A 15082-nucleotide genomic window follows, 5' to 3' on the forward strand; every position below is an offset into this window, starting at 1 on the left:
CGTCACCTCTTCCAGATCAAGGATTTCCGTCATGTCTCGCGTCAAACGCGGTGTGACCGCTCACGCCAAGCACAAGAAAGTCTACAAGGCCGCCAAGGGCTATTACGGCCGCCGCAAGAACACCATCCGCGTCGCCAAGCAGGCCGTCGAAAAGGCCGGCCAGTACGCCTTCCGCGACCGCAAGCGCAAGAAGCGCACCTTCCGCGCACTCTGGATCCAGCGCATCAACGCCGCGGTCCGTCCGTTCGGCATGACCTACAGCGTGTTCATCAACGGCCTCTCCAAGTCGGGCGTCGTCGTCGACCGCAAGGTGCTGTCGGATCTCGCGATCCACGAGCCGGTGGCGTTCCAGGCGATCGCCGAAAAGGCCAAGGCTGCGCTGGCCGCCTGATCCAGCGGGCGGCCCTAACGCGATTTGGGGCCCGCCTTCAGCGCCTTCTGCGAATAGCGCTGGGCGACGATCGCCCGGCAGAACGCCGTGAACGAGCGGTACATGGTGCCGCTTTCGTTGTCGTATTTGTGGTCGCAGCGCTTGAGCTGGCTGGCATAGGCCTTCTTCTGCGACGCTCCGAGGCCGGACAGGAAGTCCCCCTCGCACCTCTTCTCGACCACGGTGCCGAACTGGACGTCTCCGCTGGCGCCGTACTCGCACGCCTCGAAGATCTTCATGGCGCGGTTGCAGCTCGGCGCCTTCTCGAGCTCCGCGATGATGTCGTCCATCTGGGTCGATTTGGCGGGACATTCCTCGGTCGCGGCATGCACCGTGGTGAGCATCAACAACACCGCCGGCACGGCCAGGCAAGATCGCAGCAACATCGCGTGGGCCTCCTTGAACTCCCCCTTGGGTAGCCCGGCCTCCGCGCGGGGTTCAATGCTGCCGGCCATCGGCCCGAAATGACCGGCTTTTTGCTTGACGTTACCGCCTTCGGGCGGCGACAACCCAGCCGAATTTTGGCGCATGGTACCGGTTGGGGTAGCGGTACTTCTACCGGATCATGCTCCGCTCAAGCGCAGGAATTGACCGTGTCCGACCTCGCAACGCTCGAACAATCCATCCTCGACCAGATCGCCTCAGCCGCCGACGAGGCCGCCCTCGAGGCGGTCCGCGTCTCGGCTCTCGGCAAGAAGGGCTCGATCTCGGCCCTGCTCGCCACCCTCGGCAAGATGTCGCCGGAGGAGCGCAAGACCGAGGGCGCGAAGATCAACCTCGCAAAGGATGCGGTGACGCAGGCGCTCGCGGCCAGGCGCGACGTGCTGAAAGCGGCCGCGCTCGATGCGCGCCTCGCCGCCGAGACCATCGACGTCACGCTGCCGCTGCGCGAGACGCCGGCCGAGACCGGCCGCATCCATCCGCTGAGCCAGGTCTGGGACGAGCTCACCACAATCTTCGCCGACATGGGCTTTGCGGTCGCCGAAGGTCCCGACATCGAGACCGACGACTACAACTTCACCAAGCTGAACTTCCCCGAAGGCCATCCAGCGCGCGAGATGCACGACACCTTCTTCTTCAACCCGAAGGAGGACGGCTCGCGCATGCTGCTGCGGACCCACACCTCGCCGGTGCAGGTGCGCACCATGCTGACCCAGCAGCCGCCGATCCGCGTGATCTGCCCGGGCCGCACCTATCGCATCGATTCTGACGCGACGCACACGCCGCAATTCCATCAGGTCGAGGGCCTCGTGATCGACAAGGGTTCGCATCTCGGCCACCTCAAATGGATCCTGCACGAGTTCTGCAAGGCGTTCTTCGAGGTCGACCACATCAACATGCGGTTCCGGCCGTCGTTCTTCCCATTCACCGAGCCGTCGCTCGAGGTCGACATCCAGTGCCGACGCGACAAGGGCGAGATCCGCTTCGGAGAGGGCGAGGACTGGCTGGAGATTCTCGGCTGCGGCATGGTGCACCCCAACGTGCTGCGCGCCTGCGGCCTCGATCCCGACGTTTACCAGGGTTTTGCCTGGGGCATGGGCATCGACCGCATCGCGATGCTGAAATACGGCATCGCCGACCTGCGCCAATTGTTCGACAGCGACGTGCGCTGGCTCAGCCACTACGGCTTCAAGCCGCTCGACATCCCGTCGATCGCGGGAGGGCTGAGTACGTGAGTCTCGTTGAGTGCCCCGATGCGGCACGAGCCCCCACCCTGCCCCTCCCCCGCAAGCGGGAGAGGGAATGGATGGAGTGTGCTCACCGGTCTCGAATGGACACGAAAACCCCCTCACCGCGAGCAGTCGAACTCCCTCTCCCGCTTGCGGGGGAGGGCTGGGGTGGGGGTCTCTCAGCACCGGGCTTGCTTATGGTCGATCCTGACCATCCGGACTGGAAGGTATCCACTCGACCGCGCGCAAATGCGCGTGCGCTCAGACGTAACTTGACTGATGCGGAGCGCATCCTCTGGTCGGAGCTGCGCAGCAATCGCCCGAACGGTGCAACCATCCGTCGTCAGGTGCCGATCGACAACTACATTGCCGACTTCGTCTGCCACGCGGCAAAGCTTGTGATCAAGCTCGACGGCGGTCAGCACTTTTCGGACGAAGGCGAACGCGCCGATACCGCACGCTCAGCCGTCATTGAGACCAAAGGCTTCAAAGTCCTTCGCTTCAGCAATCTCGACGTCATGACAAATCGTGCAGGCGTCCTTGAAACAATCGCCGCTGCCATCGCGGAGAGAGCCCCCACCCTAACCCTCCCCCGCAAGCGGGAGAGGGGACAAGAGAAATCATCGTCATGAAGTTCACCCTCTCCTGGCTGAAGGAACATCTCGAGACCGACGAGCCGCTCGACAAGCTCGCCGACAAGCTCACCATGATCGGGCTCGAGGTCGAGAACATCGAGGACAAGGCGAAGGCGCTCGCGCCGTTCACCATCGCGCGCGTGATCTCGGCCGAGCAGCATCCGAATGCGGACCGGCTGCGCGTCTGCATGGTCGACACCGGCGACGGGGCTGAGCCGGTGCAGGTGGTGTGCGGTGCGCCGAATGCGCGTGCCGGGCTGATCAGCGTGTTCTCGCCGCCCGGCACCTACATCCCCGGCAAGAACATCACGCTCGGCGTCGGCACCATCCGCGGCGTCGAGAGCCGCGGCATGCTGTGCTCGGCGGCCGAGTTGCAGATCTCCGAGGACCACGACGGCATCATGGAGCTGCCGGCGGACGCGCCGCTCGGCAAGGGCTATGCCGACTGGGCCGGGCTCGGCGATCCCACCATCGAGATCAATCTGACGCCGAACCGGCAGGACTGCACCGGCGTGCACGGCATCGCGCGCGATCTGTCCGCCGCCGACATGGGCAAGTTCAAAGACCCCGGCATCAAGCCGATCAAGGGCGAATTCCCCTGCCCGGTTCAGGTCAAGGTGGAAGACGCCACGCTGTGCCCGGGCTTCGCGCTGCGGCTGGTGCGCGGCGTGAAGAACGGCCCGTCGCCGGAATGGCTGCAGAAGCGGCTGACCTTGATCGGGCTGCGCCCGATCAACGCGCTGGTCGACATCACCAACTTCATGACCTACGACCGCGCCCGCCCGCTGCACGTGTTCGACGCCAAGAAGGTGCAGGGCAACCTCACCGTCCGCCGCGCCAAAGACGGCGAGACGCTGCTCGCGCTCGACGGCCGCACCTACACGCTCGACAGCAACATCTGCGTGATTGCCGATGAGCACGGCGTCGAATCGCTCGCCGGCATCATGGGCGGCGAGGCCTCGGGCTGCGACGACAACACCACCGACGTGCTGATCGAATCGGCGCTCTGGAATGAGATCAACATCGCGCAGACCGGCCGCAAGCTCGGCATCAATTCGGACGCGCGCTATCGCTTCGAGCGCGGCGTCGATCCGGCCTTCATGGTGCCCGGGCTCGAGCTCGCGACCAAACTGGTGCTGGAGCTGTGCGGCGGCACGCCGTCCGAGAACGTAGTGGTCGGCAAGCAGTTCGGCGAGGATCGCGTCATCGACTTCCCGCTCAGTGAAGTGAAGCGTCTTGCCGGCATCGAGGTGCCGCTGGTCGAGGTGAAGCTGATCCTCACCCGGCTCGGCTTCATGCTGGCCGGCAACGGCCCCGTGGTGAAGATCGCGATCCCGTCCTGGCGCACCGACGTGCACGGCAAGGCCGACATCGTCGAGGAGATCGTGCGCATCGTCGGCGTCGACAAGGTGCCGATGACGCCGTTCGAGCGCGGCGAGGAGCCGCGCAAGCCGGTGCTGACGCCGATGCAGCTGCGCACCCGCCGCGCCAAGCGCGCGCTCGGCGTGCGTGGCATGGTGGAAGCCGTGACCTGGTCGTTCATCACCCATGACGCGGCAAAACTGTTCGGCGGCGGCCAGAGCGAGCTCGTGCTCGCCAACCCGATCGCGGCCGATCTCTCCGACATGCGGCCGAGCCTAGTGCCCGGCCTCGTCGCGGCCGTTCAGGCCAATATCAACCGCGGCTATCCTGACGTGGCGCTGTTCGAGGTCGGCCAGGTGTTCCGCGGCGACGGACCGGAGGATCAGCTGGTGTCCGCCTCCGGCGTGCGCCATGGCTTCGCCTCGTCGAAGGGGATCGGACGGCACTGGACCGGCTCGGCTGTAGCGGATGCGATGGATGCCAAGGCCGACGCCTTCGCCGTGCTGGCGGCCGCCGGCGCGCCGATGCAGGCGCTGCAGGTCGTCCCCGGCGGCCCGGCCTGGCTGCATACGGGACGCTCCGGCACCATCCAGATCGGCCCGCAGAACGTGCTCGGCACTTTCGGCGAGCTGCATCCGCGTGCGGCCGAGGCGCTCGGCGCCGACGGCCCGATGATCGTGTTCGAGGTGATCCTCGAGCGCATCCCGCAAGGCAAGCAGCGGGCGACGCGCGCCAAGCCGGTGCTGGAGCTCTCGGCATTCCAGCCGGTGTCACGCGACTTCGCCTTCATCGTCGATCGCAGCGTCAAGGCGGGCGACATCGTCCGCGCGGCGCAGAATGTCGACAAGAAGCTGATCACCGATGTGACCGTGTTCGACGTCTACGAAGGCAAGGGCATCGATCCCGACAAGAAGTCGATCGCGATCGCGGTAACGATCCAGCCGCGCGAGAAGACCATGACCGACCAGGAGATCGACGCGGTCGCGGCCAAGGTCGTCACTGAGGTGACCAAGAAGACCGGCGGCACGCTGCGCGGGTGAGGCAGGCCACAGGCGGCTTATTGCGCCGTCACCCTGAGGAGGCCGCGTAGCGGCCGTCTCGAAGGGTCGACGGCCCGACTGTGGCCGTGCATCCTTCGAGGCTCGCTCCGCTCGCACCTCAGGATGACGGTCTGACAGAAGTGCAGTTGCGTTAGAACAGTAGTGCGGGCGGGCACGCCGGACAGCAAATCGAACCTCACTTCCAGCCTCCCGCATGACATCCTTCAGCCTGATCCCCTCCGACATCTCGACCAGCATCGCGCTCGCGATCTGTTCGATCGCCTTCGTGTCGGGGACGGCGCGCGGTTTCTCCGGCTTCGGCTCGGCGCTGATCTTCATGCCGCTCGCGAGCAGCGTCGCGGCGCCGCGGCTGGTGGCGGCGCTGCTGCTCGTCATCGACTTCATCGCCGCCACGCCGTTGCTGCCGAACGCCTGGACCCACGCCGATCGCAAGGCGACCGCAGTCATGGTCGCCGGCGCGCTGGTCGGCGTTCCCATCGGCACCTATTTCCTGACCGTGCTTGAGCCTGTCACCACGCGCGGGATCATCTCGTGCTTCGTCGCGGCGCTGCTCGCACTGCTGCTGTCGGGCTGGCGCTATCACGGCAAGGAGCACGTCGCCCTCTCCGTCGGCGTCGGCGGCCTCTCCGGCTTCTGCAGCGGCCTCGCGCAGACCGGCGGCCCGCCGATCGTCGCCTACTGGCTGGGACGCCCGATCTCGTCGGTGATCTCGCGCGCCAACATCGTGCTGTTCTTCGGCGCCTCGGATTTCTTCTCGCTGGTCAGCTACTGGTTCACCGGCTTGATCACGATCGAGTCGGTCAAGTTCTCGCTGATCGTCGGCCCGATCTACGGCATCGGCGTCTGGTTCGGCGCCGCACTGTTCGGCAAGGCGAGCGAAAAGGTGTTTCGCGCGATCTGCTACGCGCTGATCGCCGCGGCCGTCATCGTCGGACTGCCGGCGCTTGATGGCATCTTGCGCGGCGGCTAGGGTCGCAGCACTCAAAAGACCAGGGAGACACCGATGATCGATCGCCGCAATGCATTGAAACTGGCGCTCGGCAGCGCCGCCGTGCTCGCAGCGCCTCACGTGCGCGCGCAAACCGACAAGGCACGGACCCGCATCGTGTTCCTCGGCACCAAGGGCGGACCGCGCGTCGGCATCGGCGCTTCGAACCCCGCCAATCTCGTCGTCGTCGACGATACCCCGTTCGTGATCGATTGCGGCATGGGCGTCAGCCGCCAGCTCGTGCGCGCGGGCGTGCCGATCCCGCAGGTCAAGTACATCTTCATCAGCCATCATCACTCCGATCACAATCTGGAATACGGCAATCTGTTCTACAACGCCTGGGCAGCCGGCCTCTCGACGCCGATCCATTCGTTCGGCCCCAAGGGCATCGAGGCGATGACCAGGGAATATTGGGAGCTGAATAAGTTCGACGTCGAGACCCGGATCGAGGACGAAGGCCGGCCCGATCCCCGCAAGCTGCTGATCGCGAAAGACATCAGCGACGACGGCGTGGTGCTGAAGACATCGGATGTCACCGTGACCGCGTTCCGCACGCCGCATCCGCCGATCACGGATAATTTCGCCTACAAGTTCGAGACCCCGGACGGCACCATCGTGTTCTCCAGCGACACCGCCTACAACCCGAAGCTCGCCGAGTTTGCCAAGGGCGCCGACGTGCTGGTGCACGAATGTCTCTACGTCCCCGCGGTCGATCGCCTGGTCGCCACGACCAAGAACGGCGCCACGCTGAAGAAGCATCTGCTCGACAGCCACACCTCGACCGAGGACGTCGGCCGCATCGCCGCCGCTGCCGGCGTGAAGACGCTGGTGCTCAGCCACTTCGTCCCCGGCGACGATCGGCAGGTCACCGACGATGACTGGACCCGGAACGTGAAGAAGAACTATTCCGGCCGCATCGTGGTGGCCAAGGATCTGATGGAGCTGAAGCTGCCGGTGTAAAGGGGCACGCGGCAAGGCAAGCACATTGTTCAGACTCCCTCCCCTTGCGGGGAAGCCTTCCGTCGGCGCCCGGCTTTCCCTGCGCCCTCTGCTAACGGAGAGGGTGGAACGAAATGCAAAACTCGGACAAATCATGTCGCGAGATGCGGATTCATGACCACCGGCCGTGCAACATCCTCGGTGTCGTCCCTGCGAAAGCAGGGATCCATAACCACGAGTGGTTATTGGTGAACGATGGTGGAACGACGAGTTCCGATCACAACATCTGCTGCGGCGTATGGGTCCCTGCTTTCGCAGGGACGACACTTATTGTGCGGCAGCACTCGCCAGCAAATCAAATCATCGCACACACGACGGTAAGGCCGGCTACGCTCAACTGTCACCTCACCTGACCGTCAATTCATCGGCCCGGCCGATCGAGGCGTACGGCGCTTGTGTTTTGCTGCGGGCGCTGCCGGCGCCGGTGTCGCTTCCTTCACCCCGCCGATCCTGCGCAGCGCGGCGTCGGCGGCGCGTTCGCCACTGTCCCAGGCGCCGTCGATCGTGCCCCACAGCGTTTCATGCGTGGCCTCACCCGCGAGATACATCGCGCCGATCGGCTCGGACAGGATCCGGCGGGAGAATTGTGCGCCGGGGGCCGCGGCCGACATCGCACCCATAATGAAGGGCTGTGCATTCCAGCGCGTCGCGCTGGTCTGCTTCACGGTGGCGCCGACCTCGCTGCCATAAAGCTTGGTCAGCCACTCCACCGCGAAAGCCGACATCGCCTGCTCGCCCTGCGCCGACAGGTCGCGGCCGAACGAGCCCGCGACGTCGATGGTGCACAGCGAGGAGCCCGCGATATTGCCGTAGAGCAGTGCCGTCTTGGTCGAGTTGCTCTGCTCGATGATGACATCATCGCGCGACAGCCCGAGCGGATTGCCGGGGATCTGCAATGCAATGCGATCGTAGCTGCCGAGGCTGAGCTTGGCGGCGGCATCGAGCGCGCGCTTCGGGAGCTCGGGCGCGAACTTGATGTTGCCGTTCGCAAGCACGTTGCTCGACACCGTGACGATGGCGGCGCGCGCGGTGATCTTGCCGGAGGGCGTCTCGACCATGACGTCGCGATTGCTCCACAGGATGCGCTGCGCCGGCGTCGACAGCGCCAGCGGCAGTCCCTCACCGAGCTTCGCGATCAGCGCGCCGAGCCCCTGCCGGCAGGCGATCGCGGTGTTCCGATCCTGCGCGCGCACCTTGTCGACCGCGGAAAGATCCTTCAGATCTTTGCCGCAGAAATTGGGCCCGAGCAGGAATTCCGCGGTGCCGGCCCAATCGCCGAGGTCCTTCGGCATCACAGCAGCGCAGGCGACATCGGCCTTGCGCGCAGCGTCGTCGATGGCGCGATTGGCGCGCACCAGCGCCGCCAAAAACTCCTCGGTCTCGCCGGGACGGGCGTAGCGCCGGCCGATCCGGATCTTCTGGCCCGCGGGGGCCGTGACGATGTCGAGGCCCGCGGCGCGAGCCAGCCGGATCATCGGATTGGTTTCGGGATTGTGCATCCAGCGCGCGCCGCGGTCGAACGGCACACCGAATGTCGACGCGTCGGTCTGGCAGCGACCGCCGACCTGGCCGGCCGCCTCCACCACGATCACCTTGCGGTTTGCGGCAACGATCCGTCGCGCCGCAGCGATGCCTGCGGCACCCGCCCCGATCACGACGACGTCGGCCTCGCGCGGCGGCGGCGCGGCAAGCACCCGGCCGCCAAGCGCGGGCACCAGCGCGAAAGCTGCGGACGCCGACAGGAAATCGCGGCGGGTCACTGTCATGACATAGCTTCTGGCATGGTTTCCGAGGACTTGCGGAGAACGGGAACGCTTCGCGAACTGTGCCGCATCTCACCGACCGCAGCAACCATCATGGTAAATCAATCATGATTGATCCGCCGCTGGCATGAACTAAATTGCAACAGCTTGCGACCATGATTAAGTGAAACACAAGCGGTCATAGAACCGCTGGGGGGAATCCATGGGCGTAATGCTCGATACCGTCGGTAAATGGATCGCGGGGTACCTGCAAAAGGAAGTCCCCGGTTACGAGCCGTTCACGCCGAGCGATCCGGACCATCTGCGGAGCATCATGCAGCCCGGCGATGTGCTGCTGGTCGAAGGCAACAACCGGATTTCCGGCATCATCAAATACCTCACGCAGTCGACCTGGTCGCACGCCGCACTGTTTGTCGGGCCGATCGACGGCGCGTTTGAGCCTGACGGCGAACAGCATGTGCTGATCGAGGCCAATATCGGCGAAGGCGTGACCTCCGCGCCGTTGTCGAAATATCTCGCCTATCACACCCGCCTCTGCCGTCCAGTCGGCCTGTCGTTCGAGGACCGCACCACGGTGTGCCGCTACGCCATCAACCGCATCGGCTTCGGCTACGACACCAAGAACATCGTCGATCTCGCGCGCTATCTGTTTCCGCTGCCGATCCCGCAGCGCTGGCGCCGCCGCATGATCGCGTTCGGCTCCGGCGATCCGACCAAGATCATCTGCTCGGCGCTGATCGCGCAGGCGTTCGACGCCGTGCGCTATCCGATCCTGCCCAAGATCACGCGCGCCGCCAGCCGCAAGGCGCGCCGCGAGATCCTGCATATCCGCGATTCCTCGCTCTACATGCCGCGCGACTTCGACATCTCGCCCTATTTCGAAGTCGTCAAACCCACCATCGTGCACGGTTTCGACTACACGGCCCTGCACTGGGCCGACAAGCAGAAGCCGCTCCAGGAGGTAGCCGGCGAATTCGGTGTGTTTCCAGAACATAAGTCGCCGCCGCTTGTTCCTGAAGCGACTGACAAAGAGAAGGCGCTTCCGGTTGCGGAAATGACCGCGGAAGGTCGCGCGCAGGTGTGACGATCAGAAAGTCGCCGCAAGCGTCAGCCGAACGGCAAGCGGCTCGGCGGGATGCACATGGCGGTCGGCGACGCCATCGATCGGTTCGCCCGGCAGCCGCGACAAATAGTAGTATTCGATCTGGTTGGTTTGCGCGTTGAAGAGATTGAGGATGTCGAGCTGTAGCCGCATGCCGTTGTCGAATTTGTAGCCGGCGCGGGCGTTGACGATGAAGGACGACAGCGACCGCACGCTGTCGTCCTCGATCAGCGGGCGCGGGCCGAAATAGCGGGCGCGCAGGCTGCCGAACCAGCCGGTGTTGCGGCCGAAGGTGACGCCGCCGCTGGCGACCCAGGCCGGTGCGCCGGGAATGAAATTGCCGGCCGGATCGACATCCGTGAAGCGCGCGTGGGTGTAGGCGAGATCGAAATCAAGACTCATCCACGGCAGCAGCCTGTACTGGTTGGTCCACTCGACGCCGACCCGCCGGCTCGGCCGGCTCGGTTCGGTGGTACCGGCATCGCCGACGAACAGCAGCTCGGAATCGAAGTCGAGCACGAACACGGCAAGCGACGAGGTAAGGCCGTCGACCGCCCTGGTGCGGATGCCGAACTCGGCGCCCTTCGAGCGCACCAGCAGCGGCACGCGATCGAGCGGCGTCATCTTGTCGTTGGGATCGACGGTGATGGTCGCGCCCCTGATGTCGTTGGAATGCAGGCCGAAGCCGGCATTGCCGTAGAACTCGGTCTTGGCCCAGGGGCCGAGCACGATGCCGGCCTTCGGGCTCGTCATCGCCGCCTGCGCGTTGCCGGAATTCTGCGGCGTGTCGCTCAGCACGTGGCCGGTGAAATAATCCTCGCGGATGCCGACCGTGGTGCGCAGCCAGTCGGTCCAGCGTGCGGTGGTATCGGCCCACAGCGCGACGCTGCCCTCCTGCACCTGGTCGTTGCGCACGGTGGACAGGATCTCGCGCTGCGCGGTCTTGAAAAGGCCGAGATTGATGTCGTCGTAGCGGGTCTGCACGCCGACCCGGGTCTGGGTCTCGACGCCGGCGAAGCGAAAGTCGAAGGCATGGCTGGCGTCGAGGCCGTAGACGGTGCGCTTGTCGGTCTGGCTGAACTGGTCGCCATTGACGGGGTCGTCGAGGAAATAGGTGAAGTCGTTATAGAGCTGCAGCGACGAGCGGATCACATAGGCGTTGAGCATGCTCTGCCCGTAGTCGCTGGACTGCGCCCAATTGCCGGACAGGCTGAAGCGGCTCGAGGTGCCGCCGCCGGTCGGATTGAGCGAACCGTAACGGTCGATCAATTCCTGGTCGATCGCGCGCTGCGCGACCTGGTCGGTCGAGTTCCAGCCATTGGAATAGGCCATCGCCGTCAGCGAGAAGCCGTCGGTCGCGGTGCCCTGGCTGTAGCGCAGCACGCCGTTGAGCTTGCGGATGTCGTCCGGCACGTCCCACGGGCCGTTGTATTTGTTGGCCTCGAAGGCCGCAAGCAGCGTTCCATCGCCGGCCCTGGCCGAGCCAGCTGCCATCGCGCGCTGATAGCCGAAGCTGCCGACGGTCAGCTCGGCGATGTTCTTCGGCAGTCCATTCAGATAATTGATGTCGACCGCGCCGGCGGAAGCGAAGTCGCCCTTGTCCGCGTAGTAGGGACCCTTGCGGACGTCCATCGACCGGATCAGTTCCGGGATCAGGAAATTGATATCGGCATAGCCTTGGCCGTGACCATGGGTCGGCATGTTGACCGGCATGCCGTCGACGGTGATGGCCAGATCAGTGCCGTGATCGAGGTTGAAGCCGCGCAGAAAATATTGATTGGCTTTGCCCTCGCCGGAATGCTGGGTGACGATCAGGCCCGGCACCGCCTCGAGCACTTCGCCGACGCGCGCGACCGGCCGCGCATTCACTTCCTCGCCGCTGATCTGCCGCGCGCTGGCGGCGGTCGGTTGCAGATCGGACGCGAACACCGCCGCCGAGCCGCCGGTGATTCCGTCGCTCGCAGTGGTGGGCTGGCTCGGTTGCGGCGCGGCGGGCTTCCGGCCGCCGGCGGTGACATGGCGCGGACGCTGCGACGGTCTGGCGTGCTTGGGTGGCGCCTGATCGGGCGACGTCACCGTCACCGGCGGCAACTGCCCCGGCGCGGGAGGAAGCGTCTGCGCTTCGGCAACCGGCGCCAATGCTGCAATGGATGCGGCGGCGGGAAATATCCGCCATGCAGTACGACGCAACGCGCATGCCCCCGCATGATACCTGTTACAGTCACGCGACGACCGCACCAGTCCAACCAACCCGGCAAAGCGACCCTAGCAAGCACAGTATGACGTTACAAGAAAAATGTCATACCGCCGGACAATCGAGCCCCCACGGATAATCCATGCAACGCATCACCATCACCATCGAGGATGACCTGCTCGCGGAGATCGACGCCGCCGCCGAGGCGCGCGGCTATCAGAACCGCTCCGAGATCATCCGCGATCTCGCACGCGCCGGCTTGCAGCAGAGCGCGGAGAACGCACCGTCAGGACAATGCGTCGCCGCGCTGGTCTATGTCTACGACCACGCCGCGCGCGATCTGTCGAAGCGGCTGGTGCAGAATTTCCACGGCCATCACGACCTGTCGCTGGCGACGCTGCACGTCCATCTCGACGACGACAGCTGCATGGAGGTGACGGCGCTGAAGGGCGCGAGCAGCGAGGTGCGGCACCTCGCCGATCACGTCATCGCCGAACGCGGCGTGCGCTACGGCCGCGTCGTGATGATCCCGACCGCCCTAGACAAGAAGCCGCGCAAGCGCGGGCATGGACATGATTGAGAGCGTGTCGTTTTCGTAGCCCGGATGGAGCGCAGCGCAATCCGGGGCCTCGCGCCCGCGGACAGAGCTTCCCGGAATTCGCTTCGCTCCATCCGGGCTACGCAATGAATACGCTACGCCGCCCTCGCCTTGGTGCCGCGCGGCAGGCCGGCGCGGGCGAGGCCGCCATAGAGCGCCTCGTTCGGCATCTCGGATTTCAGGATCGCGCGCACCGCGACCAGACGATCGAGATCGATGCCGGTTGGAAATCCCTTGCTCTCGCAGAGGAAGACGAGGTCCTCGAACACGACATTGCCGGTGGCGCCCGGCGCGAACGGGCAGCCGCCGAGGCCGCCGAGCGAGCCGTCGAGAACGCGGGCACCCTCATCGAGCGCGGCGGACGCATTCGCGATACCCATGCCGCGGGTGTCGTGCAGATGCACGCAGACCGGCTTCGATCCCGCGATCTTCACCGCGCCGCGCGTCAGCTCGCCGACCTGCTTCGGCCCGGCATAACCCACCGTGTCCGCAATCGCGACCATGTCGACGCCGACCTCGTAGAGCTTCTCGGTGAGGCGTAGCACCTCCTTCGGATCGACCGCACCCACGATCGAGCAGCCCAGCCCCATCGAGATCGCGGCATTGACCAGCGGCTTGTGTGCGCTGGCATCGCGCAGCTCGCAGAGACGCCTGACGTTCTCGATCGCCGACTCGCGCGAGCGGTTGGCATTGGCCTGGCTGTGCTCCTCGGTCGCCGACACCACCGAGGCGATCTCGGCGACGCCGGAGGCCAGCGCCTCGTTGACGCCGCGCTCATTCAGCGCCAGCGCGACACCATGCGCGCCGGGCAGCGCGGCAATGGTGGCGACAACGTCACGGACATCGACGAATTGCGGAAACGTCTTGGCCGGCAGGAACGAGCCGACCTCGAAATGCCGGACGCCCGCGGCATATTCGTCGCGCACCCAGCGCTCTTTCGCCGCGGTCGAGGGGAACGTCTTCACCAGCTGCAAGCCGTCACGCAGGCCGACTTCGCGCAGGCTCACCTTGTCGTGGGGGTAGATGTCGTGGACGCGGGTCATGTCAGCCTCACGCAGCGTTTCCGGTTGATGAAATTGTCTGTTGTGCGAGCTCGGCGCGCACCGCGTCGGTATCGGCGCCCAGCACCGGCACTTTCAGGCCTTCGCCGATGTTGCGGCCGTTCCATTCGAGCGGCAGCGCGGGGACGCGGAACGGCTTGCCGTCGGCGTTCACGTTGTTGACCAGACCGCCGGGACGCAGCACATGCGGATCCCTGAGCAGATCCTCCGGCCGGTTGATCGGTGAGAAGCAGATGTTGAGCGCGTCGAGCCTTGCCGACAAGTCGGCCACGTTCCAGTCTTTGATCACCGCGGCGACGCGCGGAATGATCCGGTCGCGCGCCATGATGCGGTCCGTGGTCGAGCGCAGCGTCGGATCGGCGGCGAACTCAGTGAGGCCGAATTCGCGGCAGAAGCTCTGCCAATGACCTTCGGTGACGACGCCGATGAAGATGCGATCGCCGCCGGCGGCATCGAAGATGTCGTAGATCGGCCAGGCATGCTCGCGTTCCGGCATCGAGCGCGGCTTGCGTCCGGTCATCTCGTACTCGACCATGTGCTGGGCGACCAGGAACAGGCAGTTCTCGAACAGGCCGATGCGGATGTCGGCGCCGCTCCTGTCGCCGCCGCGCCTCTGATAGAGCGCGGCGAGGATCGAGATCACCCCGAACATGCCGCCCATGATGTCGTTGGCGGAGGAACCGACGCGCTGCGGCTTGTCGCGCGTGCCGGTCATCGCGGCGAGCCCCGACATCATCTGCACGACCTCGTCGAGCGCCGGGCGATGATCGTAGGGGCCGGACAGAAAGCCCTTGTGGCCGGCGATGATCAGCTGCGGATATCTTTGGCGAAGCTGCTCGGCGCCAAGCCCCTGCTTTTCGAGCTGGCCGTCGCGGAAATTCTCCAGGAACACGTCGGCGCCGGCGAGCAGCCGGTGCATGGTGTCGCGGTCCTCGGGCTGGGCGAAGTCCAGCACGACGCTGCGCTTGCCGCGGTTGAACAGCGGGAAGAACGACACCCCCATGCCGCCGAGCGAACGGGTCTTGTCGCCGGCGGGCGGTTCGACCTTGATCACCTCGGCGCCGAGTTGCGCCAGGATCATGCCGCAGGTCGGCCCCATCACCATGTGGGTCATCTCGACGACCCTCACGCCTTCCAGCGGCAGTCCGCTCCCGGTCATCGGTTTCTCCGTGCTCGTTGCGCTCTTGTTCTGACGCGTTTTCTTCATGCGAACCGGTAT

At 65.4% G+C, this 15082-nt stretch carries 13 protein-coding genes; 8 read left to right on the forward strand and 5 right to left on the reverse strand.

Going from position 1 to position 15082, the window contains the following annotated elements:
- The first annotated feature begins 31 nt into the window (after nt 1–31).
- Nucleotides 32–391 (forward strand): 50S ribosomal protein L20, encoded by a 360-nt coding sequence (gene rplT, locus E2I15_RS30075; RefSeq protein WP_018269297.1) that lies wholly within the window; start codon nt 32–34, stop codon nt 389–391.
- A 14-nt stretch (nt 392–405) separates the two neighbouring features.
- Here the strand turns inward: rplT and E2I15_RS30080 are convergent, their stop codons facing one another.
- A complete protein-coding gene (locus E2I15_RS30080) occupies nt 406–816 on the reverse strand; it encodes a hypothetical protein (RefSeq protein ID WP_155262627.1) in 411 nt (136 codons plus the stop codon).
- 207 nt (nt 817–1023) lie between these two features.
- On the opposite strand from E2I15_RS30080, the gene pheS reads away from it, so the two are divergent.
- The 5 genes from pheS (at nt 1024) to E2I15_RS30105 (ending at nt 7106) form a co-directional block, all read left to right on the forward strand.
- Complete coding sequence (gene pheS, locus E2I15_RS30085) at nt 1024–2106, forward strand: phenylalanine--tRNA ligase subunit alpha (protein ID WP_137478359.1); 1083 nt, start codon at nt 1024–1026, stop codon at nt 2104–2106.
- A 191-nt stretch (nt 2107–2297) separates the two neighbouring features.
- Nucleotides 2298–2732 carry an endonuclease domain-containing protein gene (locus tag E2I15_RS30090; protein ID WP_137478358.1) on the forward strand — a complete coding sequence of 145 codons (435 nt, stop codon included), beginning with the start codon at nt 2298–2300 and terminating at the stop codon, nt 2730–2732.
- Nucleotides 2729–5137 carry a phenylalanine--tRNA ligase subunit beta gene (pheT, locus tag E2I15_RS30095; protein WP_137478357.1) on the forward strand — a complete coding sequence of 803 codons (2409 nt, stop codon included), beginning with the start codon at nt 2729–2731 and terminating at the stop codon, nt 5135–5137. Before E2I15_RS30090 ends, pheT begins: the two co-directional genes overlap by 4 nt.
- Nucleotides 5138–5351: 214 nt before the next feature.
- Nucleotides 5352–6128: a sulfite exporter TauE/SafE family protein gene (locus E2I15_RS30100; protein WP_137478356.1), complete on the forward strand. Its 777-nt coding sequence runs from the start codon at nt 5352–5354 to the stop codon at nt 6126–6128.
- A gap of 33 nt (nt 6129–6161) precedes the next feature.
- The gene (locus E2I15_RS30105) at nt 6162–7106 is read left to right on the forward strand and encodes an MBL fold metallo-hydrolase (RefSeq protein ID WP_137478355.1); all 945 of its coding nucleotides are present in this window, start codon (nt 6162–6164) and stop codon (nt 7104–7106) included.
- Nucleotides 7107–7501: 395 nt separating this feature from the next.
- On the opposite strand, the gene E2I15_RS30110 is transcribed toward E2I15_RS30105, so the two are convergent.
- Complete coding sequence (locus E2I15_RS30110) at nt 7502–8911, reverse strand: flavin monoamine oxidase family protein (protein ID WP_137478354.1); 1410 nt, start codon at nt 8909–8911, stop codon at nt 7502–7504.
- A gap of 199 nt (nt 8912–9110) precedes the next feature.
- Here E2I15_RS30110 and E2I15_RS30115 point away from each other — a divergent pair, with 199 nt between their 5' ends.
- Entirely contained in the window at nt 9111–9992 is an 882-nt protein-coding gene (locus E2I15_RS30115) for a YiiX/YebB-like N1pC/P60 family cysteine hydrolase (RefSeq protein WP_246668012.1), read from the forward strand.
- Between the two features lie 3 nt (nt 9993–9995).
- Here E2I15_RS30115 and E2I15_RS30120 read toward each other — a convergent pair whose 3' ends face one another.
- A complete protein-coding gene (locus E2I15_RS30120; protein ID WP_422109830.1) occupies nt 9996–12200 on the reverse strand; it encodes a TonB-dependent receptor in 2205 nt (734 codons plus the stop codon).
- 146 nt (nt 12201–12346) lie between these two features.
- Between E2I15_RS30120 and nikR the strand changes: the two genes are divergently transcribed.
- Nucleotides 12347–12784 carry a nickel-responsive transcriptional regulator NikR gene (gene nikR / locus E2I15_RS30125; RefSeq protein ID WP_137478352.1) on the forward strand — a complete coding sequence of 146 codons (438 nt, stop codon included), beginning with the start codon at nt 12347–12349 and terminating at the stop codon, nt 12782–12784.
- Between the two features lie 113 nt (nt 12785–12897).
- Here the strand turns inward: nikR and E2I15_RS30130 are convergent, their stop codons facing one another.
- Nucleotides 12898–13845 carry a hydroxymethylglutaryl-CoA lyase-like TIM-barrel protein gene (locus tag E2I15_RS30130; RefSeq protein WP_137478351.1) on the reverse strand — a complete coding sequence of 316 codons (948 nt, stop codon included), beginning with the start codon at nt 13843–13845 and terminating at the stop codon, nt 12898–12900.
- A 7-nt stretch (nt 13846–13852) separates the two neighbouring features.
- A complete protein-coding gene (locus E2I15_RS30135) occupies nt 13853–15022 on the reverse strand; it encodes a CaiB/BaiF CoA transferase family protein (protein ID WP_137478350.1) in 1170 nt (389 codons plus the stop codon).
- Nucleotides 15023–15082 lie beyond the last annotated feature (60 nt).

Origin of the sequence: Bradyrhizobium sp. BR2003 (assembly GCF_009720285.1) — a bacterium.
Taxonomy (GTDB): Bacteria; Pseudomonadota; Alphaproteobacteria; order Rhizobiales; family Xanthobacteraceae; genus Bradyrhizobium; species Bradyrhizobium elkanii.

What these genes read in the sequence shown, in the direction of transcription:
- rplT (WP_018269297.1), top strand. Translation starts at nt 32, where the DNA reads ATGTCTCGCGTCAAACGCGGTGTGACCGCTCACGCCAAGCACAAGAAA.
- E2I15_RS30080 (WP_155262627.1), bottom strand. Translation starts at nt 816, where the DNA reads ATGTTGCTGCGATCTTGCCTGGCCGTGCCGGCGGTGTTGTTGATGCTC.
- E2I15_RS30090 (WP_137478358.1), top strand. Translation starts at nt 2,298, where the DNA reads ATGGTCGATCCTGACCATCCGGACTGGAAGGTATCCACTCGACCGCGC.
- pheT (WP_137478357.1), top strand. Translation starts at nt 2,729, where the DNA reads ATGAAGTTCACCCTCTCCTGGCTGAAGGAACATCTCGAGACCGACGAG.
- E2I15_RS30100 (WP_137478356.1), top strand. Translation starts at nt 5,352, where the DNA reads ATGACATCCTTCAGCCTGATCCCCTCCGACATCTCGACCAGCATCGCG.
- E2I15_RS30105 (WP_137478355.1), top strand. Translation starts at nt 6,162, where the DNA reads ATGATCGATCGCCGCAATGCATTGAAACTGGCGCTCGGCAGCGCCGCC.
- E2I15_RS30110 (WP_137478354.1), bottom strand. Translation starts at nt 8,911, where the DNA reads ATGACAGTGACCCGCCGCGATTTCCTGTCGGCGTCCGCAGCTTTCGCG.
- E2I15_RS30115 (WP_246668012.1), top strand. Translation starts at nt 9,111, where the DNA reads ATGGGCGTAATGCTCGATACCGTCGGTAAATGGATCGCGGGGTACCTG.
- nikR (WP_137478352.1), top strand. Translation starts at nt 12,347, where the DNA reads ATGCAACGCATCACCATCACCATCGAGGATGACCTGCTCGCGGAGATC.
- E2I15_RS30130 (WP_137478351.1), bottom strand. Translation starts at nt 13,845, where the DNA reads ATGACCCGCGTCCACGACATCTACCCCCACGACAAGGTGAGCCTGCGC.
- E2I15_RS30135 (WP_137478350.1), bottom strand. Translation starts at nt 15,022, where the DNA reads ATGACCGGGAGCGGACTGCCGCTGGAAGGCGTGAGGGTCGTCGAGATG.